Source organism: Stenotrophomonas sp. 28608_Sma (assembly GCF_056486185.1).
The window spans coordinates 1,117,826-1,141,628 of the sequence record NZ_CM151308.1 but is presented as its reverse complement, the minus strand read 5'-3'; the positions used below and the strand labels follow the sequence as shown (position 1 = coordinate 1,141,628).

The window sequence follows — 23,803 nt, the reverse complement described above, 5'->3', positions numbered from 1 at the left end:
CCAAGGTCGACACCCACCAACAGCAGTGCAGTACGCAGTCCCGGCAGATCGCGGGAACCTGTCGAAGGCGGGGTGGCTCAGGTTGCGGGGGCGTGAGCGCCATGGATGGCGCGACCGAGGCTACATGGACGTACTTGCGCCGTCCCCCGCAACCTGAGCCACCCCGCCTCCCCTCAGGAAGCCAGCTTCTGCTGTTGCTTCGGCTCTTGCTGTTGCCGGCCAGCGGCCGGCACTACGGCGGGTGCAGGGCGCAGCCCTGCAAAGCAAACCCCAACCTCAGTAACGCGGCCGGCCTTCTTCCAGCACCTGGCGCAGGAACGGCACGGTGATCCGCCGCTTCGCCGCCAGCGACTCGCGGTCCAGCCAGTCCAGCAGCGTGATCAACCCACCCAGCTCGCGCCCGGTATGCGACAGCAGCCACTCGATCGAGGCCTCGTCGATCGCCAGCCCACGCCGCAGCGCGCGCTCACGCAGCACCGCTGCCCGCCCTTCCTCATCCAGCGGCTGCAGCAGCACACGCACGCACTGGCCCAGCCGCGAACGCAGATCGGGCAGTACCAGGCCCAGTTCTTCCGGCGCCTTCTGCGCCGTGTACAGCACGGTCACGCCCGCAGCGCGCGCGCGGTTGTGGAAATCGAACAGCGCGATCTCGTCCTCGCGGTTGCCGGCCACCTCGTCCAGGCCGTCCAGCGCCACCAGCTCGCGCGCCTCCAGCCCATCCAACGCCGCGCGTACGCGGCCGGCGGCGCTGGCCAGCGGTACGTAGGTCGGCAGTCGCCCGGCCTGCTCGGCGCTGGAGCACATCGCCAGTGCCTGGTGGGTCTTGCCCGTGCCCGCCGCACCTTCCAGGTAGACCCAATCGTGGCTGGCACCCACCGCGATCGCGCGCAGCTGCGCCAGCGCGCCGTCCGGCGCGCCGATGAAGGTCTCCAGGCGCTGGTCCCGCGGGTAATGCAGGGCCAGCGGCAGTTGCGGCACACCCATCACTTCAGGTCGGGGCCCTTGTCGTTCGGAATGATGATATGGGGGGCATCGACCACGCCATCAAGCACGATCGCCGGCTTCTCACCCACGTACAGCTCGCTCTGGCGATAACGCTGGTGCGCGTAGCGCAGCAGCACGTTGGTCACCGCTGCCACCGGCAGCGCCAGCAGCATGCCGAGGAAGCCGAACAGCTGGCCGCCGGCCATCACCGCGAAGATCACTGCCACCGGGTGCAGGCCGATCTTGTCGCCGACAATCCGCGGGGTCAGCACGTAGCTTTCCAGCAGCTGGCCCACGGTGAACACCACGCCGACCAGGATCAGCAGCTTCAGGTCGAAGCCCTGTGCCTGCACCAGTGCGGCGACCACCGCCATCAGGATGCCGGTGGTCGCGCCCAGATAGGGAATGAAGCTGATCAGGCCGGCAATCAGGCCGATCAGCAGACCCAGCTTGAGGCCGACCAGCGACAGGCCGCCGGCATAGATCACGCCCAGCGCCAGCATCACCAGGAACTGACCGCGGATGAAGGCGCCGAGCACCTCGTTGGACTCACGCGCCAATGCGCTGATGGTGCCGATCTGGTTGCGCGGAATCACCGACGCCACGCGCTCGACCAGCTTGTCCCAGTCACGCAGGAAGTAGAACGCCAGGATCGGCAGCAGCAGGATGTTGACCACCCAGGTCACCATCGCAAAGCCCGAACGCGAGACGTAGCCCATGAACGTGGTGGCGAAGCCGCCGGCCTGCTGCCAGTGGCTGCGCACCCATTCGATCAGGCGGTCCGGGTCCAGCCACTGCATCACTTCCAGGCCGGTCTTCTGCTCGAACCAGGGAATGCCCTTTTCCATCAGCCACGCCTGTGCCTGCGGCGCGACCGCAATCAGGGTGGTGATCTGGCGCTCGATCATCGGCACCAGCACCAGCAGCAGCGCCACGATCACCAGCACCATCGCCGCGAACACCAGCACCACGCCGGTCATGCGCGAACGGCCGGTGGCCTCGATGCGGTCCACCAGCGGATCGCCCAGCCAGGCCAGCGCCAGCGCCAGCACGAACGGGGTCAGGATCGGCGCCAGCAACCACACCACCCAGCCGATCAGGCCTGCGAACAGGATGTACTTCAGGCGGCGCAGGAACTGCGCGATTTCCGCTTCCGGGGTCAGGTTCATCGCAGGCGGTACTCGTTGCTGACCGGCGCAGCGACCGGGGCACCGGTGGTGTCGTCGATCGGCGTCGGCAGGGCCGGCAGCGGTGCGCTCGGCACCAGCACGCCGTTGTCGCCCAGCATGCGGTTGAAGCCGGCCAGGCCGGTGGTCATCTCCAGGCTCAGCTCCAGCTGGCCGGCCGAAGCGTGCAGCGGGGTGACGTTGCGCACCACCGGCACCTCACGCAGGCCGGCAGCCAGGCGCAGGTAGTCGTCGGCACTGTTGATGCCGGTGACCACCACCCGATAGGTGCCGGCCTGGCCGACGGCCGCGCCGGCCTTGGCATAGCGCTTGACCAGCGCATCGGCGGCACCATCGGCACCGGCGGCCATCGCGCGCATGGCGTTGGCGTCCTTGCTGGTCCACTTGTTCAGCTCACGGCCGTTGTCGACGAACACCCAGTCCGCCTGCCAGCCGCCATTGGCGCGGTACAGCTTGCCGATCAGCTGCATCGGCGGAGAGTAGCGCGAAGAGGCACGGGCCACGGCGGCACTGTCCTGGCGCCAGATGGCACCGGCCAGCGCCTGTTCGGCGGCACCACCGCTGGGCAGGCCCAGCTTGTAGCCGCGCTCGATGGCGCGGTTCAGCAACGGGCGGGCGGCGTTGGCCTGCTGCACGCTGACCAGGCGCGGACCGCTGCCGTCATCGACGGCCAGCCACAGCACCGGCTTCGGTCGGGGCTGCGGCCACAGCGGCAGGCCCAGCGCCGACACCAGCGAATCGACATCGTCCTCGCGGAAGCGGGCCACCAGCAGGGTGCGGAAGCTGGGGGCGCCACTGGCGCTCACGCTCTGGTCCTGCTTGTAGTCGTAGCTGGCCACGTAATCCTTGGCATTGCGCAGCGCCTGCGCCACGCCAGGGCGCGACATCACGCTGCGATCGCCGGACAACTTGCCCAGTACAACGCTCAAGGCGCGGGCCAGCGCACCGTTGCGGTCGGCTTCGGCCTGGCTGTTGACGGGCACTTCGGCCTCGTACGCGCCAATGGCGGTGGCAACATCACCCTCGGTGCGCAGGCCGCTCTGGGCCATCGTGGCCACCGGCAGGCTCAGCGCAAGGAGCAGGGTCAGAATCAGGCTGCGGCGCATCAGGACATCCATTGGCTCGACGTATCCGGGGGAATTGTTGCCCGAATACGGCCTTTGCGCCAATGCGGCCTGTTAAAATCGCCCGTTCAACCCCTGCCAGCGCCGACGCCCGTGACCAACACCCCGTCTTCCGCCCCCTCCCCCCTCACCTACCGTGACGCGGGTGTCGACATCGACGCCGGCAACGAACTGGTCGAGCGGATCAAGCCCCTGGTCAAGCGCAGCTTCCGCCCGGAAGTGATGGGCGGCCTGGGCGGCTTCGGCGCCCTGTTCGACCTGTCCAACAAGTACCGCGAGCCGGTGCTGGTGTCGGGCACCGACGGCGTGGGCACCAAGCTGAAGCTGGCCCACCAGCTGAACCGCCACGATACGATCGGCATCGATCTGGTCGCCATGTGCGTGAACGACGTGCTGGTGCAGGGTGCCGAGCCGCTGTTCTTCCTGGACTACTTCGCCACCGGCAAGCTGGACATCGACACCGCCGCGGCGGTCGTGGGCGGCATCGCCAACGGCTGCACCGAGGCCGGCTGCGCGCTGATCGGCGGCGAAACCGCTGAAATGCCCGACATGTATGCCCCGGGCGAATACGACCTGGCCGGCTTCACCGTCGCCGCGGTCGAGAAGAGCGAGCTGAAGGATGGCGCCAGCGTGGCTGCCGGCGACGTACTGATCGGCATCGCTTCGTCCGGCCCGCATTCCAACGGCTACTCGCTGGTGCGCCGCATCTACGACCGCGCCGGCCGCCCGGCCGAGCTGGAGCTGGAAGGCGGCGTGAAGCTGGTCGATGCGCTGATGGCGCCGACCCGCCTGTACGTGAAGCCGATCCTGTCGCTGCTGAAGTCGCACGGCGCGGCCATCCACGGCATGGCCCACATCACCGGTGGCGGCCTGACCGAGAACATCATCCGCGTGGTGCCCGACGGCCTCGGCCTGGACATCCAGGCCTCGTCCTGGACCCTGCCGCCGGTGTTCCAGTGGCTGCAGAAGGAAGGCGCGGTCGCCGACAGCGAGATGTGGCGCACCTTCAACTGCGGTATCGGCTTCGTGCTGATCGTGGCGCCGGACCAGATGGCCGCGGTATCCGATGCGGTCAAGGCGCAGGGCCTGGAGCACTGGACCATCGGCCAGGTGGTCACCGCCGAAGGCGCCGAGCGCGTCCACATCGCCTGATCCCGACAACCCAGGAGCCCGCATGGACGCAACGCCCCCCTTGTCGCCCGCCCCCGTGCCGCCGCCGCTGGCGACGGTACCGGTGTTCAACGCGCAGGATGCCGACCACCTGCGCATGCTGGCCATCGCGCACTACGTGGTCGGCGGCCTGATCGTGCTGTTCTCGCTGATCTTCATCATCCACATCGTGCTGGGCATCACCGCGCTCACCGGCAACCTGCCGATGAATTCCGGCGGCCAGCCGTCGTCGCCGGCCGAACAGCGCCTGTTCGGCTGGATGTTCACCCTCATCGGTTGCGTCGCCGTATTCGGGGGCGTCACCCTGGGCGCGTTCGTCGCCTATGCCGGCCGCTGCCTGGCCCAGAGACGCCGCTACCTGCTGTGCCTGATCGCGGCCGGCCTGGCCTGCCTGTTCACCCCCATCGGCACGGTGCTGGGGGTGTTCGGCCTGATCACCCTGCTGCGCCCGCAGGTGAAGGCCGCCTTCGACCTTCCCGCCACGCCCGCATGACCGCCTCCGGCAATCCGCCGCCGCTGCCGCATCAGACCCTGGCGCAGCTGCAGCTGACCAGCCACCTGCAGACGCTGAAAGTGCTGTTCTACGCGTTGGCCGGCTTCCATTGGTTCGCCACAGTGGCGTTTCTTGGCCTCAGCGGATGGGTGGCCCACTCGCGCGGGCTGGACGATGCCTGGATGCTGACCACGGTCTATGCGTCCATCGCCGTGCTGGCGGCCGTGCTGGGGTTCGTGCAGTTGTATACCGCGCGCCAGCTGTCACATCGCACCGGGCTGGCCTGGTGTCGGCGCGCGGCGTGGCTGGGCGTACTGGCCGGCCCGCTGGGCATGGCCTTGGCCGCCTATGCCTGGGTGTTCCTGTCCAAACCTGACATGGCCGCGCTGTTCGACCGCGGCGACCACCTCAGTGTCTGAACCTGCCGGCAGACGCCCCGTCCTTTCCTGATCGATTTCCCATGTCCGCGCCTGCCCTCCCCACGTCCGCTTCGCCCACCACCCACCGTTTCTCGGGCCCCAAGAAGCTGGCCTTTGCCGCCGTGCTGGCGGTGTTCGCAATCAGCTGGGTCCACCCGCTGTGGCCTACCGAACAGGCCCTGCACAGCACCCTGACCGTGATCGGGCTGGCCGCGCTGCTGTGGGTCGACCGTCGCGGCGGCTGGCTGGGCAACGGTGCCTTCATCGCGATCTGCGGCTTCATCGCCCTGCACTGCGTGGCCGCGCGCTGGCTGTATTCCAACGTGCCCTACGACGCCTGGGTGCAGACGCTGAGCGGCTGGTCGCCGAATGCGGCCTTCGGCTGGCAGCGCAACCATTTCGATCGCCTCATCCACTTCCTGTTCGGGGTCTGCTTCACTCCTGCGCTGCTGCAGCTTGCCCGTCATGCGTGGCCGGCGCTGCGCCTGGGCCAGACCTTCACCCTGGCGGTGATGACGGTGATGTGTGCCAGCCTGGTCTACGAATGGTTCGAGTGGGCCATCGCGCTGGCGCTGTCACCGGATGCTGCCGAGGCCTACAACGGGCAGCAGGGCGACATGTGGGACGCGCACGCCGACATGCTGATGGCCACCCTCGGCAGCCTGCTGATCTGGCCGCTGATCCGCCGGAGCGCCCAGCAGTGACCGCGACCACCCGCATTGCCGTGCTCGCCTCCGGCCGCGGCAGCAACCTGCAGGCCATCCTCGATGCCATTGCCGACGGCCGACTGCCCGCCGAGGTGGTCGGCGTGTTTTCCGACCGCCCCGCCGCAGAGGCCCTGCAGCGCGTCGCACCAAACCTGCGCTGGGCGCATGCACCGAAGTCCTTCAGCGACCGCGCCAGCTACGAGCAGGCGCTCGGCGATGCGCTGGCCGCAGTACAACCGGACTGGATCGTCTGCGCCGGCTACATGCGCATCCTCGGCGCGGCCTTCGTACAGCGCTTCAATGGCCGGCTGGTCAACATCCATCCATCGCTGCTGCCGCTGCACAAGGGCCTGGACACCCACGCACGGGCGCTGCAGGCGGGCGACGCCGAGCACGGTGCCAGCGTGCATCTGGTCGTGCCCGAGCTGGATGCGGGCGCCGTGCTGGCGCAGGTGCGGGTGCCGGTGCTGCCCGGCGATGACGCCGACAGCCTAGCCGCGCGCGTGCTGGCGGTGGAGCATCCGCTGCTGATCGCCACCCTGCAGCTGTTGTGCGCCGGCCGCCTGGCTGAACGGGAGGGCCAGCCGCAACTGGACGGTCACCCCCTGTTTAGCCCGTTGGCCCTAGATTCCGCCGGGAACCTGAACCGGTAGTCTCCATGCACACGCCCCGCTGACTGCGGGGCTGGCATCCTGCCCCCTCCTGCGGTCCCTGTCCTCCATGAAGACCACGACCCTGCTGTCCACTCCATTGCTGTTGTCGCTTGCCGTGTTCCCCGGCGTGGGCTGGGGCCAGGCACAGGCGCCCGCCACCCCGCCGGCACCCGTGCCCGCAGCGCAGCCGCCAGCCGATGCGCCGGCCGTACCGATGCCACCGGCACTGGCCTGGGAGCCACCGCCGCTGCAACCGTTCAGCGCCACCTACCAGGCCTTCTACAAGGGCAAGGAAGCGGGCGATGCCAGCATGCAGGTCACCCACACCGGCGGCAGCCAGTGGCGGGTGGACATGCAGGTGGTCGGCCGCCGCGGCTTTGCCAGCGTGCTGGGCCTGAACATCGAACAGAGCACGGTGTTCGAGGAGCGCAGCGGCGTGTATGCGCCGCTCAGCCAGAGCACGGTGCGCAAGGGCCTGTTCCTGGGCAAGAAGGCGGTCGGCACCTACAACTGGCAGGCCGGCACCGCGCAATGGACCGGTGACGTCAAGAAGGAACGCGCGCAACCGATCCCGCTGCAGGCAGGCGACCAGAGCGCGCTGCTGATCAACCTGGCGATCATGCGCGATGCGCGTCCAGGCGCCTCCATGCATTACCGCTACGTGGACATGGGCAAGGTCCGCGAACACGACTACCAGGCCGCGCCGCAGACCGAGAACGTCGAGGTCGGCGACCTGTCCTACAACGCACTGCGGGTCTACCGGACCAACGGTGGCAGAAACGAAACCATTCTCTGGATCGCCAACGGTGTCCCCACCCCGGTGCGCATCCTGCAACGCGAAGACGGCGAAGACCGCGTCGATCTGCGCCTGATCGAATACCAAGGAGTCTGAGCATGAATACCCTGACCCGCCCCCTCACCTGGATCGCAGCCGCTGCCCTGACCGTGGCCAGCCTGCCGGCCATGGCGCTGGAACCGTTCAAGGCCGATTACCTGGCCAGCTACATGGGCATGCAGGCCAACGGCACCATGACCCTGGCCAGCGAAGGCAGCAACAAGTGGCGCTACAGCCTGCAGGTGAAGAACCAGCTGGCCGACCTCAGCCAGAGCACGGTGTTCGAGGAAGTGCGTGGCCAGCTGCGCCCGCTCAGCAGCCAGGACCGTTCGGCGCTGCTGGTGAAGAAGCGCAACGTGCAGGCCAACTACAACTGGACCAGCAACCAGGCCACCTGGACCGGTGACATCAAGCCGGATCGCGCTGGCCCGATTGCGCTGAAAGCCGGTGACATGGACGCGCTGCTGATCAACCTGGCGATCGCCCGTGACCTGGCGGCGGGCAAGCCGCTGACCTATCGCATGGTCGACGAAGGCCGCATCAAGAACATGACGTACCGTGTGATCGGCAAGGAATCGATCACCGTGGGCGGCAAGAGCTACGAGGCCACCAAGGTCTCGCGCGCCGACGGCAACAAGGAGCTGATCGCCTGGATCGTGCCGGAATTCCCGGTGCCGGCGCGCATGCTGCAGCGTGAGAGCGGCCGCGATGCGCTGGACCTGACCATCAAGGCGATGAACTGACCGGAGATCCACGTCATCCACGCATGGCGTGGATCTACTTCACGTTCCAGTAGATCCACGCCATGCGTGGATGGGTGTATCCCAAAGAAAACGCCCGCTTTCGCGGGCGTTTTTTTATTTCTTCGCTTCAGCCGGTTTCTGTTCCTCGGCCGGCTTGAACTCGGTCCGGCAGTCCACGCGGATCTGCTCACCGGTGCTGCGCCAGACGAAGGTGCGGCAATGACGGTTGCCGTCCTGGCTGTCGTTCACTGCGACCGCATAGAACGACTCGATGATTTCATCACGCGAGACCGTGCCATCGCCGTTCCAGTCCATGTCCTTCTGCTCGATGCCCTGGGTGATGGCGATGTTGGCGTACCAGGCATAGCCCAGCCACGCCAGCACGATCAGCACCAGGGCCAGCAGCGCCTTGCGACGCGGGCTGAACTTGCCGCGCAGGATCATGGCACGCGCCGGATGGTGGCACCGAGCGAAGACAGCTTCTCTTCGATGTTCTCGTAGCCACGATCAAGGTGGTAGATGCGGTCGATGGTGGTATCGCCGCTGGCCATCAGGCCGGCCAGGATCAGCGATGCCGAGGCGCGCAGGTCGGTGGCCATCACCGGCGCGCCGCTCAGGTGCTCGTTGCCACGCACGATGGCGGTATGCCCTTCGACCTGGATGTCCGCGCCCAGGCGCAGCAGTTCGTTGACGTGCATGAAACGGTTCTCGAAGATCGTTTCGTTGATCACGCCCACGCCGTCGGCCACGCAGTTGAGCGCCATGAACTGCGCCTGCATGTCGGTCGGGAATGCCGGGTACGGCGCGGTGGTCAGGTTGACCGCCTTCGGCCGCTTGCCCTGCATGTCCAGGGTGATGCTGTCGTCGGTGGTCTCGATCTTCGCACCGGCTTCGACCAGCTTGGACAGCACCGCGTCCATGGTGTTCGGGCGCGCACGGTTGACCGTGACCTTGCCACCGGTCATCGCTGCGGCCACCAGGAAGGTGCCGGTCTCGATGCGGTCGGGCAGCACTTCATGGCGGCCGCCGGACAGGCGCTCGACGCCTTCGATCACCAGGCGGGCAGTGCCCAGGCCTTCGATCTTCGCGCCCAGCGCGATCAGGCAGTGCGCCAGATCGGTCACTTCCGGTTCCATCGCGCAGTTGTCGAGGATGGTGGTGCCTTCGGCCAGCACCGCGCCCATCAGCACGTTCTCGGTGCCGGTGACGCTGACCATGTCGAAGGTGAAGTGCCCCCCCTTCAGCCGCTTGGCGGTGGCCTTGATGAAGCCGTTCTCGACCACGATCTCGGCACCCAGCGCCTGCAGGCCCTTGATGTGCTGGTCGACCGGACGCGAACCGATCGCGCAGCCGCCCGGCAGCGATACTTCGGCCGCGCCGAAGCGGGCCAGCAGCGGGCCCAGCACCAGGATCGAGGCGCGCATGGTCTTGACCAGCTCATACGGTGCCACGTGCTGGTTGACCGAACGCGGGTCGACCACGATCGCGCTGCCGCGCGACAGCGTGCCCTGGTCGATGGTCACTTTCGCGCCCAGTTCGCCCAGCAGCTTCACCGTGGTGACCACGTCGTGCAGGTGCGGCACGTTGGTGATCTCCACCGGCGCATCGGCCAGCAGGGTCGCGCAGAGAATGGGGAGGACGGCGTTCTTGGCGCCGGAGATGCTCACTTCACCGTGCAGCGCAGCGCCGCCGGTCACAACGATCTTGGCCATGTATTCGGGATCTTCTGCGGTTCAGCCGGCTTCGGCCGGGGTCACGGTTTTCAGCGCCAGCGCGTGGATCGCGCCGCCCATCAGGTCGCCCAGCGTGGCATACACCATGCGGTGGCGGGCCAGCGGCATCTTGCCGGCGAAGGCCTCGCAGACCACGGTCGCTTCGAAATGCACGCCATCGTCGCCCTGCACGTCGGCGCGGGCGCCAGGCAGGCCGGTTTCGATCAGATTGCGGATGGTGTCGGCGTCCAACGGGCTTTCCTAATAAAATGTGCCTCCATTCTACTTCCGCTGCGTGGCGTCCGCATGGCCGAATCCCTGTTGCCCCCCCGTTCCGTCGACCCTGCCGGCCTGGTCGCCAGCGGCCGCCGCGTCTTCGAGATCGAGCGGCAGGCGCTGGACGCCGTGGCCGACCGCCTTGGCGAGGCGTTCCAGCAGGCCTGCCAGGCGATCCTGGGCAGCCGCGGCCGGGTGGTCGCCACCGGCATGGGCAAGTCCGGGCACATCGCCCGCAAGATCGCCGCCACCCTGGCGTCCACCGGTACGCCGGCGTTCTACGTGCACCCCGGTGAAGCCGGCCACGGCGACCTGGGCATGATCACCGAGGACGACGTGGTGCTGGCCCTGTCCTATTCGGGCGAGTCAGACGAGGTGCTGATGCTGCTGCCGGTGCTCAAGCGCCAGGGCAACGTGCTGATTTCCATGACCGGGCGCCCACAGTCCAGCCTGGCCACCGCCGCCGACATCCACCTGGACGTGAGCGTGCCGGCCGAGGCCTGTCCGCTGGCGCTGGCGCCGACCTCCAGCACCACCGCCTCGCTGGCGATGGGCGACGCGCTGGCGGTGGCCCTGCTCGATGCGCGCGGCTTCACCGCCGACGATTTCGCCCGTTCACACCCGGCCGGCAGCCTCGGCCGCCGCCTGCTGCTGCACATCACCGACGTGATGCACACCGGCGACGACCTGCCCAGCGTGGGCGCCGACGCCAGTCTCAGTGAAGCGCTGATGGAGATGAGCCGCAAACGGCTGGGCATGACCGCCGTGGTCGATGCCGGCGGCGTGCTGATCGGCCTGTTCACCGACGGCGACCTGCGCCGCGCGCTGGACAGCGCGCTGGACGTACGCACGGCGAAGATCGCCGATGTGATGACCCGCAATCCACGCACCATCGGCGCCGACCAGCTGGCGGTGGAGGCGGCCCGGCTGATGGAGACCCACAAGATCACCGGCCTGATCGTGGTCGATGACCAGGGCCGTGCAGTCGGCGCCCTGAACATTCATGACCTGTTGCGGGCCCGGGTGGTTTAACCGACAGTCCGTAGACCCCATTCAGTCTGTACTGCCCCACCCGAACCCACCGAGCCTGCCGCCCTGATGCCCTGGTCCCCCTTGCCCGCCTTCCCTGCCCACCTGCATGCCGCCGCGGCCCGTATCCGCCTGGCCTGCTTCGACGTGGACGGCACCCTCACCGACGGTCGGCTGTACTACGACAAGGACGGCAACGAGAGCAAGGCGTACTTCGTGCAGGATGGCCTGGGCCTGAAACTGCTGCAGCAGCACGGCATCCACCCCGTGCTGATCACCGCGCGCAACAGCCAGTCCGCGCTCAAGCGCGGCGCCGACCTCGGCATCGACACCCAGATCGCCGTGGGCGACAAGCTGGCCAGCGTGCAGGCGCTGTGCGCGCAGCATGGCATCGGCCTGGAACAGGTGGCCTTCATGGGCGATGACCTGCCCGACCTGGCACCACTGGGTGCGGTCGGCCTGGCCGTGGCTCCGGCCAACGCCCATCCGTGGATCGCCGAGCGCGTGCACTGGCAGACCCGTGCCGATGGCGGGCGTGGCGCCGCGCGCGAGCTGTGCGACATCCTGCTGGCTGCGCAGGGGCATGTGGATGCGGTGCTGGCGAGGTTCGGCGCATGAACCTGCCGACCGTGAACTGGCGCACCCTGCTCGGCATCGGCCTGCTGCTGGCCGCCCTGCTGAGCAGCTGGGCGGCGCTGCGCAACCGCGACAAGGGGCCAGCCAGTGGCGGCCAGGAAGTGGGCGTGGATTACATCCTGCACGACTTCCAGATCGTCGCCCTGGATGAGCACGGCAAGGAATCGACCACGCTGCGCGCACCGTTGCTGGAACGCCAGCGCGGTGACCAGACCATCAACATCGCCACGCCGTTGTTCGAGATGCCGGACAAGGATGGCAGGCACTGGACCCTGCGTGCCGAAACCGGCTGGCTCAGCGCCAAGGGCGACGAGATGAAGCTGCGCGGCAATGTCGCCGGCGACAGCCCGGTCGGCCCGGGCACGGTGCCGACCACCTTCCGCACAGACCATCTGGACGTGTTCCCGAAGGAAAACCGCGCCCGCACCGACGCCCTGGTGACCATGACCCGCCCGGGCATGGAACAGTCCGGCGTCGGCTTCGAAGTGGATTCGAAGAACAACACGTATCATTTCCTCAGCCAGTCCAAGGGCCGCTACACGCCCAAACGCTGATTCCGCCGCCAGCCTGCGACGTCTCCGGACAGGCGCAAGGCCGGCAGCCCCACCCGCCCGCCCCCGGTCCACCCGGGAGGCCCCCACCGGTAGAACGGACCCCGATGAAGATTCCCTTTGCCGCCGTACTCGCGCTTGGTCTTCTTGTCCCCAGCGCCGCCTTCGCCAAGTCCACCGACCGCAACGAAGACATGCACATCGATTCCGGCGCCCAGTCGGGCATGCTCACCGGCGACGGCAAGACCGTGCTGTCGCAGGGCGTGATCATCACCCAGGGCACGCTGGACCTGCGCTCGTCCGAGGCCGAGATCTACCTCAAGGACGGCGAAGCGGTGCGTGTGGTGTTCACCGGCAAGCAGGCCAAGATGAAGCAGCAGCTCGATGATGGCACCTGGATGGACGCGCTGGCCGATCGCATCGACTACGACATCAAGACCGAGATCATCACCCTGACCGGCAACTACAAGGTCACCAGCGCGCGCGGCACCAATGCCGGCCAGCGCATGATCTACAACACCCGCACCGGCGAAATGAACTCCGGTGGTGACGGCAGCCGCGTGCGCACCGTCATCCCGCCGAAGAACAAGACCCCGGCCGCACCTGCGGCACAGCCCAAGGCCACCACGCCGGCACAGCCGGCCGGGAGCAGGAAGTAATGCTCGTCGCCAAGGGCCTGCGCAAGAAGTACAAGCAACGCGAAGTCGTCAAGGACTTCGGGCTGACCCTCGACGCCGGTGAAGTGGTCGGCCTGCTGGGCCCCAACGGCGCCGGCAAGACCACCTGCTTCTACATGATCGTCGGCCTGGTTGCCGCCGATGCTGGCAGCATCGTGCTCGACGGCAAGGACATCACCGGCGACCCGATGTATACCCGGGCCAAGCAGGGCGTGGGTTACCTGCCGCAGGAGCCGTCGGTGTTCCGCAAGCTGACCGTGGCCGACAACATCCGCCTGGTGCTGGAGTTGCGTGAGGGCCTGGATTCGGCTGGCCGCGAGCGTGAATTGAACAGCCTGCTCGACGAACTGCAGCTGGGCCACGTCGCCGACCAGCTCGGCGCCAGCCTGTCCGGTGGCGAACGTCGCCGCTGCGAGATCGCCCGTGCCTTGGCCGCGCAGCCGCGCCTGATCCTGCTCGACGAACCGTTCGCCGGCGTCGACCCGATTTCCGTCGGCGAGATCCAGCGCATCGTCACCCATCTCAAGCAGCGTGGCATCGGCGTGCTGATCACCGACCACAACGTGCGCGAGACCTTGGGTATCTGCGACCGCGCGTATATTCTCGCTGAGGGCACCGTGCTGGCCCAGGGCTCGCCGGAAGCGATCCTGGACAACGCCGATGTACGTCGCGTCTACCTCGGGGATTCCTTCAAGCTGTGAAGCAGTCGCCGGGTTCCTCTCCTTCCTTTCGGCACAGGCATGAAGACTCGGCTGCAGACATCGTTGGGACAGCAACTGGTGCTCACGCCCCAGTTGCAGCAGGCGATCAAGCTGCTGCAGATGTCCACCACCGAGCTGGAGCTGGAGATCGCCCAGGCGGTGGAAAGCAATCCGCTGCTGGACTGGGCCGACAGCAGTGACAGCAGCAGCGCCAGCAACGAAGGCAGCGATGGCAACGATGGCAACGACGGTGATGCGCCCGCAGAACGTACCGATGCCGGTGACGACTGGGCACCGGCCGAACTGGACTGGAGCGCGGCTGGCAGCGGCGGCAGCTTCGACGATGACGACGACACCGGCAGCGCCGCCGAGCGCGTAGCCGAAACCGAAACACTGGCCGACCATCTGCTGTGGCAGCTGCATCTGTCGCATCTGTCCTCGCGTGATCGCAGTATCGGTGCCGCACTGATCGATGCACTGGACGACGACGGTTACCTGCGCGAGCCGCTGGCCACCATCGCCGAAACCCTGTTGCCGGCGATCCACGCCGACGAGGACGAGATCCTCGCCGTGCTGCATCGCATCCAGCGTTTCGATCCGGTCGGTGTGGCTACACGCACGCTGGGCGAATGCCTGCTGCTGCAGCTGGATGTGCTGGCCGGTGACACGCCCGGCCTGGTGCTGGCGCGACAGATTGCCGCAGGCCCGCTGGAACGGCTGCCGCGCAGCGGCGTCGCCGGGCTGGCCCATGAACTGAAACAGCCCCTGGACGAGGTCGAGACGGCAGTCACCCTGCTGCGCTCGCTGGACCCGCGCCCGGGCACGCAGATCGCACCGCTGTCGCAGGACACCTACGTGGTGCCGGATGTGGTGGTGTGGCGGCAGAACGGCGTATGGCGCGCAGCGCTGGCCGCGCATGCCGGGCCGAAGGTGGTGATCCACCGCGGCTACGAACAGCTGATCCGACGTTGTGGCGACGCCGATGCCGGCTACCTGCGTGCCCAGCTGCAGGAAGCGCGCTGGCTGCTGAAAGGGCTGCAGCAGCGTGGCGAAACCCTGCTGCGGGTGGTACGCAGCCTGATCCTGCAGCAGGCCGGCTTCCTCGAATTCGGCGAGCAGGCGCTGCGTCCACTGACCCTGCGCGAGATCGCCACCGAGCTCGGCCTGCACGAATCCACGGTCTCGCGCGCGATCGCCCGCAAGCACGTGCGTACCCCGCGCGGCACCCTGCCGCTGCGCGCCTTCTTCGCCTCGGGCATCGATACCGAGGGCGGTGGCGAGGCGTCCAGCACGGCCATCCAGGCGATGATCCGGCGCCTGATCGACGACGAGAACCCGCGCAAGCCGCTTTCTGACGCCAAGCTGGCTGACCTGCTCAAATCGTCGGGAATTCCAGTAGCGCGACGCACCGTGGCGAAGTATCGTGAAGCCATGAACATTTCCGCCTCGCACGAAAGGGTCAGAATCGCTTGACGCGCCGCCGCGCCCGGCGGAGAGGTTCATTGGCACATCCGAACACAGGAGAAACCCGATGCGCATCGAAACGTTTGGCAAAGATGTCGAAGTCACCCCGGCCCTGCAGTCCTATGTAGAGGAGAAGCTGGCCCGGATCGGCAAACACTTCGACCAGCACTGCGAAGCGCGGGTGACCCTCAAGCTGCAGAAGACCGAACACCACGTCGACGCCAGCCTCAACATTCCCGGCCAGACCCTGCACGCCGAGGCCAATGCCCAGACCATGTATGCCGCGATCGACCTGCTTGCGGACAAGCTTGACCGTCTGGTGATCAAGCACAAGGAGAAAAAACAGCAGCACGCACCGCTGCCGGTGGGCGACAATGGTGGCTGATCGCCACCGTTCCCCGCAGACATGCCCCTGACTGACCTCCTGGCGGCCGTGCAGACCCAGCTCTGCACGGCCACCGACCGCGACAGCGTCCTGCAGGCCGCCGCCGGGTTGCTGGCCTGCCGCCAGGCCAACGCCGAACAGATCTATCTGAACCTGTGCCAGCGCGAAGCGCTGGGCAGCACCGCGATCGGTCACGGCATCGCCATTCCCCACGGCCGCGCGCCAACCCTGGACCGCCCCCGCGGCGCCCTGCTGCGGTTGCCCACCCCGGTCGACTTCGGTGGCGACGAGCCGGTGGACCTGGTGTTCGCCATGGCCGTCCCCGCCCACTACACCCACCAGCACCTGATGCTGCTGTCCGAGCTGGCCGAGCTGTTTTCGGCGCCCGACATCCGCCAGGCCCTGCGCGAAGCGGGCGATGCCCGGGCGCTGCGCGAGGCGCTGGACATGACCCCACCTGCGAGTGCCGCATGAATACCAGCATCACCGCCCGTGAACTGTTCGAACAGCAGCGCGAGCGGCTGGGGCTGCGCTGGGCTGCCGGCAAGTCCGGCGAGAAGCGCGAGCTGGAGGCCGGCAACACGGTCTCGCGGCGTCCGTCGCTGGCCGGCTACCTCAATGCGATCTACCCCAACAAGGTGCAGATCCTGGGTACCGAGGAACTGTCCTGGCTGGATGCGCTGGAACCGCGCCAGCGTTGGGAGACCATCGAAAAGATCATGCAGTCGCACCCGCTGGCGCTGGTGCTGACCCGCAACCAGGCTTGCCCGGAAGACCTGCGTGCCGCCGCTGATGAATCCGGCACGCCGCTGTGGCTGTCGCCCAAGCGCGGCCACGAACTGCTCAACCACCTGTCCTACCACCTGGCGCGCACGCTGGCGCCGCGGGTGATCCTGCATGGCGTGTTCATGGAGATCTACTCCATCGGCGTGCTGATCACCGGTGAGGCCGGATCGGGCAAAAGCGAGCTGGCGCTGGAACTGCTCAGCCGCGGGCACCGCCTGGTCGCCGATGATGCGCCCGAATTCACCCAGATCGCGCCCGACGTGCTCGATGGCACCTGCCCCGAACTGCTGCAGGACCTGCTGGAAGTGCGCGGCCTGGGCGTGCTGAACGTGCGCGAGATGTTCGGCGACACGGCTGTAAAGAAGAACAAGTACCTTCGGCTGATCGTCCACCTGACCAAGCCGATGACCGAACCCACCCCGCATGGCTACGAGCGCCTGACCGGCGACTCGGGCACCCGCCATGTGCTGGACCTGGATGTACCGCTGATCACCCTGCCGGTGATGCCCGGCCGCAACCTGGCCGTGCTGACCGAGGCCGCGACCCGCCTGCACATCCTGCGCACCAAGGGCATCGACCCGGCGGCCATGTTCATCGCCCGCCACAGCAACCTGCTGGAACGGCGAACACCCTGATTCCCCTGTCCTTCGAAGAGCCTGTCCATGAGCACCGTCACCCCCTCCGCCCCGACCCTGATCATCGTCAGCGGCCTGTCCGGCTCGGGTAAATCCGTCGCCCTGAAGACCTTCGAGGACCAGGACTACTACTGCTCGGACAACCTGCCGATCAATCTGCTGCCCGACTTCGTGCGCAGCCTGCTGGCCAACCACGACGGCAGCGCACCACGCCGCCTTGCCGTAGGCATCGACGTGCGCGGCCAGGCCGACCTGAGCCAGCTGGGCGACTGGCGGCAGCTGGCCACCGATGCCGGCGTGGAAGTGAAGGTGCTGTTCTTCGAGGCCAGCGACGAGGCTGTGCTCAAACGCTACGCCGACACCCGCCGCCGCCATCCACTGAGCCAGCTGGGCCTGTCGCTGCCCGAAGCGATCGCGCGTGAGCGTGAATTGACCGCACCGCTGCGCCGCGAGGCCGATGCGGTGATCGATACCAGCAATCTCAACGTGCATCAGCTGCGGCGGCGGATCATCACCGAGTTCACGATGGACCATGCCACCGGCCTGTCGCTGCTGTTCGAATCGTTCGCCTACAAGCGCGGCGTGCCGGCCGAGGCTGACTTCGTGTTCGATGCGCGGGTGCTGCCCAACCCACACTGGGACCCGGATCTGCGTGCGCTGAGTGGCCGCGAACCGGGCGTGCGCGACTACCTGGAAGCGCAGCCGGACGTGCAGCGCTACCTGACCCAGCTGATGGATTTCCTCGATACCTGGCTGCCGAAGCTGGGGGATGGCACCCGCAGCTATGTGACCGTGGCCTTCGGCTGCACCGGCGGCAAGCACCGTTCGGTGTTCCTGGCCGAGCGCCTGGCCCGGCATGCCCGCGAGATGGGCTGGGAAGACGTGGCGACCTACCACCGCGAACAGGATTGAGGGGGGCCGGCCAGCGGCCGGCACCCGCTGGTAGTGCCGGCCGCTGGCCGGCAACAGCAACAGCAAAAGCGGCATTCCGAGGGATGGCGAGGCGGTGAGAGTAGGCAGGACACGCCGTAAACCCCGCTCCGCGGTCCGGCCCAGCCGCTGGCGGCTGTGCGCTCGGGCGCTTGCGAAGCAGTGCTTCGCAAGCAAAGCGCCCTCACCCCTGGGGGCTCGATGGCGCCATCCATGGCGCCAACGGTCCTGCCTACCCTCACCGCCCCGCCTCTGACAGATTCCGTGTGCTGTTGGTAGGTGTCGACCTTGGTCGACACGGTAGATCCACGCCATGCGTGGATGAATCCCGGTCAGGCACCGAAAAACGGATGGGGTCGGATCCTTTTCCAACGGAAATGGGCTCCGGCCCGAGCAACACTGAATACGGGACACAGTGCCCCTCATCTGCTGCTATCGCCAATTCACCTTGACCTGTTAACGTGCAGTAATGACCTGTGGCATTCTCCTCGTAACACATCCCGGGGTCGGGACCGCCCTGCTAGACGTGGCGACCCGGCTCCTGCGGCAATTGCCGCTGAAAACCGAAGCTTTCGAAGTACCGTTCGACGCAGACCTGGACGCCCTGCTCCCGCTCGCCTCAGCCGCTCTGCGGCGGGTCGACAATGGTGAAGGCGTGCTGATCCTGACCGACCTGTACGGCGCCAGCCCCGCCAACCTTGCCGGGCAGCTGGCCCGGCTGGGGACCCCGGTTCGCCGGGTGTCGGCGCTGAGCCTGCCGATGTTGCTGCGGGTGATGAATTATCCGGAACAGGGACTGGATCAACTGCCCGCCACAGCCGCGGCGGGTACCCGTAATGGAGCGATAGTCGACGATGCTTGAACGAGAACTCACCGTGAGCAACCGCCTGGGCCTGCACGCCCGGGCCACCGCCAAGCTGGTGCAGACCCTGGCGCCGTTCCGCTGCAACGTGACCATGGCCGCCAAGGGCCGTGAGATCAACGCCAAGAGCATCATGGGCGTGATGCTGCTGGCCGCCGGCCAGGGCACCCCGGTCACGGTGCGCATCAACGGCGAGGACGAAGCCGCCGCGATGGAAGCGGTGGTCGGCCTGTTCGAACGCCGCTTCGACGAGGACAGCTGAGCGTGCCACGCGCGCGCGCCGGCCAGGTCCCTTCCGGCCAGCGGCCGGTACAGCTGCTGGCCGGGCACGGTGCTGCCCGTGGCGCGGCGATGGGCCGGGCGCGGGTGCGCCTGCCACATGCGCTGGAAGTGGCCGAGCAGCGCGTCGCCGCCCATCAGGTCGAGGCCGAGCTGGCCCGCCTGCACCGCGCGGTGGATGCCGCGCGCACCGAAATGCACGAACTGCGACAGCGCCTGCATGGCGCCCTGAACCAGGAAGTGGGCGAGTTCCTCGACCTGCATGCCCTGCTGCTGGACGACCCCGAGCTGTTGTTCGGGCTGGACGAACTGATCCGCAGCGGCCCCTACAGCGCCGGCTATGCGTTGCGCCTGCAGCGTGACCGCCTGGCCAAGGTCTTCGATGGCATGGACGATGCCTATCTGAAGAGCCGCATGGACGACCTCGACCATGTGATCGGCCGCATCCACGCCTTCCTGCAGCCCGAACGCCCGGAGGTGATGAAAGGCCTGGCCGGTGAAATCCTGGTCTGCGACAACATCGCGCCCTCCGAGCTTGCCCAGTTGCAGGCGCAGGGCGTGGTCGGCATCGTCACCGCCGCCGGCAGCGCGCTGTCGCACAGTGCGATCCTGGCGCGCAGCCTGCACCTGCCCTTGATCGTCAACGTGCCGCAGCTGCTCAGCCGCATCGCCGATGGCGACGTGCTGATCATCGATGGCGCAGACGGCAGCATCACCGCCAACCCGCAGGCCGACAACCTGCGCGACTACCGCGCGCGCCTGAAAGAACATGCGCGCGAGCAGCGCGAGCTCGGCCGCCTGCGCAGCAAACCCAGCCGTACCCGCGACCAGGTCGACATCGCCCTGCTGGCCAATGCCGAATCGCTGGAGGACGTCACCCAGGCGCATGCGCTGGGCGCGCAGGGGCTGGGCCTGTACCGCACCGAATTCCTGTTCCTGCAGCGCAACGAGCTGCCGGACGAAGAAGAACAGTTCCAGACCTACCGCGATGCCGCGTTGGGCATGAGCGGGCGACCGGTCACCATCCGCACGCTCGATCTGGGCGCGGACAAGGCCGACCGCACCGGCCTGACCCTGAGCAACGAAGAAAACCCGGCCCTGGGACTGCGCGGCGTACGCCTGTCGCTGGCACGGCCCAAGGTGGCCGACACCCAGCTGCGCGCGATCCTGCGCGCCTCGGCCTACGGCAAGCTGCGCGTACTGGTGCCGATGGTCAGCACCCGCGAGGAACTGCTGGCGGTGCGCCGACGCATGCTCAAGCTGACCGAGCAGCTGCGCAGCGAAGGCCACATGGTGTCCGACCATGTGCCGCTGGGGGCGATGATCGAGGTGCCCGCTGCGGCGTTGGCGCTGGAGAGCTTCATCGACCTGGTCGACTTCCTGTCGATCGGCACCAACGACCTGGTGCAGTACCTGCTGGCCGCAGACCGCAACAACGAGGCACTGGGCGAGCTGTATTCGCCGCTGCATCCGGCCGTGCTGCGGTTGCTGCAGATGGTGATCGAGACCGGCGCGCGGCATCGCATTCCGGTGGCGGTCTGCGGTGAGATGGCCGGTGATGCACGGATGACTCCGCTGCTGCTGGCGCTGGGCCTGAGCGAATTCAGCCTGCACCCCGGCACACTGCTGGAGGTGCGCCGCGCGATCCGCGAGGCCGACCTGGCCGCGCTGCGCGCGCGCGCGCCGAAGCTGCTGGCCGCACGCGACCGTCGCGCGATCGAGCGCTGGCTGGCGCTGGTGGCGGATACGCCCTGAGCGCCAAGGGTAGTGCCGGCGGCTATGCGTTGAAACATCCCCTTGCGATAATGACGCGCTGAACACCCCTGTTGCCGCATCCTTGCCGGGATCGCGGCTTTTCTTATCCCGCGGGAGCTGCGATGGCTGAAGCTGTACGCCACGACAAGACTGCGCGCCAACTGCGGATGCTGTCCGACGCACTGGACAGCGGTCGGCTGGGCCCGGTGCGCCGCCTGGTCAACACCCTGGCCCCGGCCGAGATCGGCAACCTGCTCGAATCGCTGCCGCCGGGCAAGCGCGAGGTGGTCTGGGGCCTGGTCGATCCGGAAGATGACGGTGAGGTGCTGGTCCACGTCGGCGACGACGTGCGCGAGAGCCTGCTCGCCGACATGGACCCGGACGAGATCATCGCCGCGGTCGAAGACCTGGACATCGACGATCTGGCCGACCTGGTCGAAGATCTGCCGGACACGGTCATCGACGAAGTCCTCAAGTCGATGGACCGCGAGAACCGCGAGCGCCTGGAGCAGGTGCTGTCCTACCCCGAGGACAGCGCCGGCCGCCTGATGAACCCGGACGTGGTGACCGTGCGCGCCGACGTCAACGTTGACGTGGTGCTGCGCTACCTGCGCCTGCGTGGCGAACTGCCCGACCACACCGACCACCTGTTCGTGGTCAGCCGGCGCCATCAGTACCTCGGCCGGGTGTCGCTGGCGGCACTGGTGACCCACGAGGACACCACCCCGATCAACCGCCTGATCGACGACGAGCAGCCTGCGATCGATGTCGGCGAAAGCGACCAGGAGGTCGCCCGCCAGTTCTCCGACCATGACTGGATCTCCGCGCCGGTGGTGGACGACAACAACATCCTGGTCGGCCGCATCACCATCGATGACGTGGTCGACATCATCCGTGGACAGGCCGAGCACCAGGCGCTGGGCGCCGCCGGCCTGGACGAGGACGAAGATCTTTTCAGCCCGGTCTGGCGCGCCATGCGCCGCCGCCTGATGTGGCTGTCGGTCAATCTGTGCACGGCATTCCTGGCGTCCAGCGTGGTCGGCCACTTCGAGGGCACCATCGACAAGCTGGTGGCGCTGGCGGTGCTGATGCCGATCGTTGCGGGCCTCGGAGGCAACGCCGGCACCCAGGTGCTGGCGCTGATGGTGCGCGGCCTGGCGCTGGGCCAGGTGGGCGCCTCCAACGCGCGCACGCTGCTGTGGAAGGAAGTGCGGGTCGCCTTGTTGAACGGCGTGATGCTGGGTTCGGTGCTGGGCCTGATCGTACTCGCTTGGTTCCACTCGCCCGGGTTGTCGGCGGTGATCGCCATCGCGCTGACCTGCAACCTGCTGTTCGCCGCGTTGGCCGGCGTGCTGGTGCCACTGACCCTGAAACGCTTCGGCTTCGACCCGGCGCTGGCCAGCGGCATCTTCCTGACCGCCGTGACCGACTCGATGGGCTTCTTCACCTTCCTCGGCCTGGCCACCCTGGTGCTGCTGCACTGACCGCATCAAGGATCGGGCCCCGCCAAGCGGGGCTCGGACCCCACTCAACGGGAACACCCATGGCAACAACGATAGAAAACTACTTCCAGCCCGGCTGGCGCGACCAGCAGCACACCTGCCCGGCCTGCGAATGGAAGGGCAGCTCGCGTGCCATGGAGATGGAGCTGGACGAGGACGCCACCGAGTACGACTGCCCGGTCTGCGAGAACCCACTGCTGGTGGTGCTGCATCCGGATATGGCGCAGGTGCAGGCTGCAGCCGCCGAAGGCAATGCCGAGGCACAGGAGCAGCTGGACATCATCGCCAGCTTCCCGCGCCCGCAGTGACGCGGCGCACGATGCCGGGCCGACGTTGGCGGACTACGATGCAGGCGTTCTCGCCGCTTCGGAAAACCCCATGGTCCGTCTGCTGTCGCGCTGGCTGCCACTGCTGGCCCTTCTGATGATGAGCGGTTGCACTTCGCTGCCGGACAGCGCGCGCGGTCGCTTCGAAGCACATGCGGTGAAGGTGGATGGGCACACGGCTTACTACCAGGTGTTCATTCCCGCGGGCCTGCAGGCCCGCAGCCCTGGTGGGCAGACGCCCGCAACCTCCCACGTCCCGGTCATCCTGTTCCTGCACGGTTCGGGCGAGCGCGGCGCCGATGGCATCAAGCAGACCCACGCCGGGCTGGGGCCTTATCTGCGCGAGCATCCCGACTTCCCTGCCCTGGTGGTGTTTCCACAGGTACCGGGCCATGAGGAATGGAGCGGCCGCAACAACCGTGCGGCCGTTGCCGCGCTGGACGCGACGATCGCCGAATTCGGCGCCGACCCGGCACGGCAGTACCTGACCGGCATGTCGATGGGCGGCTACGGCAGCTGGAACATCGCCCTGGATGACCCGCGCCGCTTCGCCGCGATCGTCCCCGTGTGCGGTGCCGTGCTGGCACCACGCGCAAAGCGCCCGACCCTGTTCGTCGAGCAGGTCGCCCAGGAAACCGATCCGTATGCCGTGATCGCGCAGCGCCTGCAGCACACGCCGATCTGGATCTTCCACGGCGCGCTGGATGACGTGGTGCCTCCGGATGACGACCGCAGGCTGCACAGCGCATTCCAGAGCGCCGCTGCACGCGACGTGCGCTACACCGAGTACCCGGAAGGCAATCACAATGCCTGGGACGCTACCTACGCCGACCCGGCAATGTGGGCGTGGCTGTTCGCGCAGAAGCGCTGAACCGCAGTTTCTCGTAGCTGCCAACCTTGGTTGGCACTGACTGCTCTGGTAGTTGCCAACCTTGGTTGGCATTGACTGCTCCGGTAGTTGCCAACCTTGGTTGGCATTGAC

The 23,803-nt window shown here is 67.5% G+C and carries 29 protein-coding genes; 23 read left to right on the top strand and 6 right to left on the bottom strand.

Annotated elements, in window-relative coordinates:
* Positions 1-276: 276 nt before the first annotated feature.
* Genes hda through ACZLHH_RS05220 form a run of 3 tightly spaced genes read right to left on the bottom strand, consistent with a single transcriptional unit; the run spans position 277 to position 3,289 of the window.
* The gene (hda, locus tag ACZLHH_RS05230; RefSeq protein ID WP_032130359.1) at positions 277-984 is read right to left on the bottom strand and encodes a DnaA regulatory inactivator Hda; all 708 of its coding nucleotides are present in this window, start codon (positions 982-984) and stop codon (positions 277-279) included.
* Positions 984-2,153: an AI-2E family transporter gene (locus tag ACZLHH_RS05225; RefSeq protein WP_032130360.1), complete on the bottom strand. Its 1,170-nt coding sequence runs from the start codon at positions 2,151-2,153 to the stop codon at positions 984-986. Before ACZLHH_RS05225 ends, hda begins: the two co-directional genes overlap by 1 nt.
* Entirely contained in the window at positions 2,150-3,289 is a 1,140-nt protein-coding gene (locus ACZLHH_RS05220; RefSeq protein WP_049462889.1) for a DUF2066 domain-containing protein, read from the bottom strand. Before ACZLHH_RS05220 ends, ACZLHH_RS05225 begins: the two co-directional genes overlap by 4 nt.
* A gap of 99 nt (positions 3,290-3,388) precedes the next feature.
* On the opposite strand from ACZLHH_RS05220, the gene purM reads away from it, so the two are divergent.
* From purM to ACZLHH_RS05185, 7 genes are all read left to right on the top strand, one after another.
* The gene (gene purM, locus ACZLHH_RS05215; RefSeq protein WP_049462888.1) at positions 3,389-4,447 is read left to right on the top strand and encodes a phosphoribosylformylglycinamidine cyclo-ligase; all 1,059 of its coding nucleotides are present in this window, start codon (positions 3,389-3,391) and stop codon (positions 4,445-4,447) included.
* A 22-nt stretch (positions 4,448-4,469) separates the two neighbouring features.
* A complete protein-coding gene (locus tag ACZLHH_RS05210; RefSeq protein ID WP_032130363.1) occupies positions 4,470-4,958 on the top strand; it encodes a hypothetical protein in 489 nt (162 codons plus the stop codon).
* The gene (locus ACZLHH_RS05205; RefSeq protein ID WP_032130364.1) at positions 4,955-5,377 is read left to right on the top strand and encodes a hypothetical protein; all 423 of its coding nucleotides are present in this window, start codon (positions 4,955-4,957) and stop codon (positions 5,375-5,377) included. The genes ACZLHH_RS05210 and ACZLHH_RS05205 overlap by 4 nt, the downstream gene beginning before the upstream one ends.
* Positions 5,378-5,418: 41 nt before the next feature.
* Positions 5,419-6,081: a DUF2238 domain-containing protein gene (locus ACZLHH_RS05200; protein ID WP_049462887.1), complete on the top strand. Its 663-nt coding sequence runs from the start codon at positions 5,419-5,421 to the stop codon at positions 6,079-6,081.
* A complete protein-coding gene (gene purN, locus ACZLHH_RS05195; RefSeq protein ID WP_049398165.1) occupies positions 6,078-6,737 on the top strand; it encodes a phosphoribosylglycinamide formyltransferase in 660 nt (219 codons plus the stop codon). The genes ACZLHH_RS05200 and purN overlap by 4 nt, the downstream gene beginning before the upstream one ends.
* Before the next feature lie 67 nt (positions 6,738-6,804).
* Entirely contained in the window at positions 6,805-7,629 is an 825-nt protein-coding gene (locus tag ACZLHH_RS05190) for a DUF3108 domain-containing protein (RefSeq protein WP_049462886.1), read from the top strand.
* A 2-nt stretch (positions 7,630-7,631) separates the two neighbouring features.
* A complete protein-coding gene (locus tag ACZLHH_RS05185; RefSeq protein ID WP_010483632.1) occupies positions 7,632-8,315 on the top strand; it encodes a DUF3108 domain-containing protein in 684 nt (227 codons plus the stop codon).
* 114 nt (positions 8,316-8,429) lie between these two features.
* Here ACZLHH_RS05185 and ACZLHH_RS05180 read toward each other — a convergent pair whose 3' ends face one another.
* Genes ACZLHH_RS05180 through ACZLHH_RS05170 form a run of 3 tightly spaced genes read right to left on the bottom strand, consistent with a single transcriptional unit; the run spans position 8,430 to position 10,279 of the window.
* Entirely contained in the window at positions 8,430-8,759 is a 330-nt protein-coding gene (locus tag ACZLHH_RS05180) for a hypothetical protein (RefSeq protein WP_032130368.1), read from the bottom strand.
* Positions 8,756-10,027 (bottom strand): UDP-N-acetylglucosamine 1-carboxyvinyltransferase, encoded by a 1,272-nt coding sequence (murA, locus tag ACZLHH_RS05175; RefSeq protein ID WP_049462885.1) that lies wholly within the window; start codon positions 10,025-10,027, stop codon positions 8,756-8,758. Before murA ends, ACZLHH_RS05180 begins: the two co-directional genes overlap by 4 nt.
* 21 nt (positions 10,028-10,048) lie before the next feature.
* On the bottom strand, positions 10,049-10,279 hold the full coding sequence (locus ACZLHH_RS05170) for a BolA family protein (RefSeq protein ID WP_005408396.1): 231 nt from the start codon (positions 10,277-10,279) through the stop codon (positions 10,049-10,051).
* Between the two features lie 54 nt (positions 10,280-10,333).
* On the opposite strand from ACZLHH_RS05170, the gene ACZLHH_RS05165 reads away from it, so the two are divergent.
* The 16 genes from ACZLHH_RS05165 (at position 10,334) to ACZLHH_RS05090 (ending at position 23,692) form a co-directional block, all read left to right on the top strand.
* The gene (locus tag ACZLHH_RS05165; protein WP_049462884.1) at positions 10,334-11,335 is read left to right on the top strand and encodes a KpsF/GutQ family sugar-phosphate isomerase; all 1,002 of its coding nucleotides are present in this window, start codon (positions 10,334-10,336) and stop codon (positions 11,333-11,335) included.
* Positions 11,336-11,401: 66 nt separating this feature from the next.
* Positions 11,402-11,950: a KdsC family phosphatase gene (locus ACZLHH_RS05160; RefSeq protein WP_049398160.1), complete on the top strand. Its 549-nt coding sequence runs from the start codon at positions 11,402-11,404 to the stop codon at positions 11,948-11,950.
* The gene (lptC, locus tag ACZLHH_RS05155; protein WP_049462883.1) at positions 11,947-12,522 is read left to right on the top strand and encodes an LPS export ABC transporter periplasmic protein LptC; all 576 of its coding nucleotides are present in this window, start codon (positions 11,947-11,949) and stop codon (positions 12,520-12,522) included. The genes ACZLHH_RS05160 and lptC overlap by 4 nt, the downstream gene beginning before the upstream one ends.
* 104 nt (positions 12,523-12,626) lie before the next feature.
* The gene (gene lptA / locus ACZLHH_RS05150; RefSeq protein WP_049462882.1) at positions 12,627-13,178 is read left to right on the top strand and encodes a lipopolysaccharide transport periplasmic protein LptA; all 552 of its coding nucleotides are present in this window, start codon (positions 12,627-12,629) and stop codon (positions 13,176-13,178) included.
* The gene (lptB, locus tag ACZLHH_RS05145; protein ID WP_049462881.1) at positions 13,178-13,897 is read left to right on the top strand and encodes an LPS export ABC transporter ATP-binding protein; all 720 of its coding nucleotides are present in this window, start codon (positions 13,178-13,180) and stop codon (positions 13,895-13,897) included. The genes lptA and lptB overlap by 1 nt, the downstream gene beginning before the upstream one ends.
* Positions 13,898-13,936: 39 nt before the next feature.
* On the top strand, positions 13,937-15,370 hold the full coding sequence (locus ACZLHH_RS05140; protein WP_049462880.1) for an RNA polymerase factor sigma-54: 1,434 nt from the start codon (positions 13,937-13,939) through the stop codon (positions 15,368-15,370).
* Between the two features lie 58 nt (positions 15,371-15,428).
* Complete coding sequence (gene hpf, locus ACZLHH_RS05135; protein ID WP_004147311.1) at positions 15,429-15,746, top strand: ribosome hibernation-promoting factor, HPF/YfiA family; 318 nt, start codon at positions 15,429-15,431, stop codon at positions 15,744-15,746.
* 21 nt (positions 15,747-15,767) lie between these two features.
* Complete coding sequence (locus ACZLHH_RS05130; RefSeq protein ID WP_049462879.1) at positions 15,768-16,220, top strand: PTS sugar transporter subunit IIA; 453 nt, start codon at positions 15,768-15,770, stop codon at positions 16,218-16,220.
* Positions 16,217-17,167, top strand: a complete 951-nt coding sequence (gene hprK / locus ACZLHH_RS05125; RefSeq protein ID WP_005408388.1) for an HPr(Ser) kinase/phosphatase — start codon at positions 16,217-16,219, stop codon at positions 17,165-17,167. The genes ACZLHH_RS05130 and hprK overlap by 4 nt, the downstream gene beginning before the upstream one ends.
* Positions 17,168-17,194: 27 nt before the next feature.
* Positions 17,195-18,079: an RNase adapter RapZ gene (gene rapZ / locus ACZLHH_RS05120; RefSeq protein WP_032130190.1), complete on the top strand. Its 885-nt coding sequence runs from the start codon at positions 17,195-17,197 to the stop codon at positions 18,077-18,079.
* Between the two features lie 487 nt (positions 18,080-18,566).
* Positions 18,567-18,959 (top strand): PTS sugar transporter subunit IIA, encoded by a 393-nt coding sequence (locus ACZLHH_RS05115; RefSeq protein ID WP_049462131.1) that lies wholly within the window; start codon positions 18,567-18,569, stop codon positions 18,957-18,959.
* Positions 18,952-19,221 carry an HPr family phosphocarrier protein gene (locus tag ACZLHH_RS05110; RefSeq protein WP_005408385.1) on the top strand — a complete coding sequence of 90 codons (270 nt, stop codon included), beginning with the start codon at positions 18,952-18,954 and terminating at the stop codon, positions 19,219-19,221. The genes ACZLHH_RS05115 and ACZLHH_RS05110 overlap by 8 nt, the downstream gene beginning before the upstream one ends.
* A 2-nt stretch (positions 19,222-19,223) precedes the next feature.
* Positions 19,224-20,993, top strand: coding sequence for a phosphoenolpyruvate--protein phosphotransferase (gene ptsP, locus ACZLHH_RS05105; protein WP_049462132.1), 1,770 nt, complete (start codon positions 19,224-19,226; stop codon positions 20,991-20,993).
* Between the two features lie 122 nt (positions 20,994-21,115).
* Entirely contained in the window at positions 21,116-22,477 is a 1,362-nt protein-coding gene (gene mgtE, locus ACZLHH_RS05100) for a magnesium transporter (RefSeq protein ID WP_010483662.1), read from the top strand.
* A gap of 59 nt (positions 22,478-22,536) precedes the next feature.
* The gene (locus ACZLHH_RS05095) at positions 22,537-22,803 is read left to right on the top strand and encodes a hypothetical protein (protein WP_010483664.1); all 267 of its coding nucleotides are present in this window, start codon (positions 22,537-22,539) and stop codon (positions 22,801-22,803) included.
* 70 nt (positions 22,804-22,873) lie between these two features.
* Entirely contained in the window at positions 22,874-23,692 is an 819-nt protein-coding gene (locus ACZLHH_RS05090) for a carboxylesterase family protein (RefSeq protein ID WP_049462133.1), read from the top strand.
* Positions 23,693-23,803 lie beyond the last annotated feature (111 nt).

Coding starts and splice junctions, on each gene's coding strand:
- hda (WP_032130359.1), bottom strand. CDS start 984: ATGGGTGTGCCGCAACTGCCGCTGGCCCTGCATTACCCGCGGGACCAG.
- ACZLHH_RS05225 (WP_032130360.1), bottom strand. CDS start 2,153: ATGAACCTGACCCCGGAAGCGGAAATCGCGCAGTTCCTGCGCCGCCTG.
- ACZLHH_RS05220 (WP_049462889.1), bottom strand. CDS start 3,289: ATGGATGTCCTGATGCGCCGCAGCCTGATTCTGACCCTGCTCCTTGCG.
- ACZLHH_RS05210 (WP_032130363.1), top strand. CDS start 4,470: ATGGACGCAACGCCCCCCTTGTCGCCCGCCCCCGTGCCGCCGCCGCTG.
- ACZLHH_RS05205 (WP_032130364.1), top strand. CDS start 4,955: ATGACCGCCTCCGGCAATCCGCCGCCGCTGCCGCATCAGACCCTGGCG.
- ACZLHH_RS05200 (WP_049462887.1), top strand. CDS start 5,419: ATGTCCGCGCCTGCCCTCCCCACGTCCGCTTCGCCCACCACCCACCGT.
- ACZLHH_RS05190 (WP_049462886.1), top strand. CDS start 6,805: ATGAAGACCACGACCCTGCTGTCCACTCCATTGCTGTTGTCGCTTGCC.
- ACZLHH_RS05185 (WP_010483632.1), top strand. CDS start 7,632: ATGAATACCCTGACCCGCCCCCTCACCTGGATCGCAGCCGCTGCCCTG.
- ACZLHH_RS05180 (WP_032130368.1), bottom strand. CDS start 8,759: ATGATCCTGCGCGGCAAGTTCAGCCCGCGTCGCAAGGCGCTGCTGGCC.
- murA (WP_049462885.1), bottom strand. CDS start 10,027: ATGGCCAAGATCGTTGTGACCGGCGGCGCTGCGCTGCACGGTGAAGTG.
- ACZLHH_RS05165 (WP_049462884.1), top strand. CDS start 10,334: ATGGCCGAATCCCTGTTGCCCCCCCGTTCCGTCGACCCTGCCGGCCTG.
- ACZLHH_RS05160 (WP_049398160.1), top strand. CDS start 11,402: ATGCCCTGGTCCCCCTTGCCCGCCTTCCCTGCCCACCTGCATGCCGCC.
- lptC (WP_049462883.1), top strand. CDS start 11,947: ATGAACCTGCCGACCGTGAACTGGCGCACCCTGCTCGGCATCGGCCTG.
- lptA (WP_049462882.1), top strand. CDS start 12,627: ATGAAGATTCCCTTTGCCGCCGTACTCGCGCTTGGTCTTCTTGTCCCC.
- lptB (WP_049462881.1), top strand. CDS start 13,178: ATGCTCGTCGCCAAGGGCCTGCGCAAGAAGTACAAGCAACGCGAAGTC.
- ACZLHH_RS05140 (WP_049462880.1), top strand. CDS start 13,937: ATGAAGACTCGGCTGCAGACATCGTTGGGACAGCAACTGGTGCTCACG.
- hpf (WP_004147311.1), top strand. CDS start 15,429: ATGCGCATCGAAACGTTTGGCAAAGATGTCGAAGTCACCCCGGCCCTG.
- ACZLHH_RS05130 (WP_049462879.1), top strand. CDS start 15,768: ATGCCCCTGACTGACCTCCTGGCGGCCGTGCAGACCCAGCTCTGCACG.
- hprK (WP_005408388.1), top strand. CDS start 16,217: ATGAATACCAGCATCACCGCCCGTGAACTGTTCGAACAGCAGCGCGAG.
- rapZ (WP_032130190.1), top strand. CDS start 17,195: ATGAGCACCGTCACCCCCTCCGCCCCGACCCTGATCATCGTCAGCGGC.
- ACZLHH_RS05115 (WP_049462131.1), top strand. CDS start 18,567: ATGACCTGTGGCATTCTCCTCGTAACACATCCCGGGGTCGGGACCGCC.
- ACZLHH_RS05110 (WP_005408385.1), top strand. CDS start 18,952: ATGCTTGAACGAGAACTCACCGTGAGCAACCGCCTGGGCCTGCACGCC.
- mgtE (WP_010483662.1), top strand. CDS start 21,116: ATGGCTGAAGCTGTACGCCACGACAAGACTGCGCGCCAACTGCGGATG.
- ACZLHH_RS05095 (WP_010483664.1), top strand. CDS start 22,537: ATGGCAACAACGATAGAAAACTACTTCCAGCCCGGCTGGCGCGACCAG.
- ACZLHH_RS05090 (WP_049462133.1), top strand. CDS start 22,874: ATGGTCCGTCTGCTGTCGCGCTGGCTGCCACTGCTGGCCCTTCTGATG.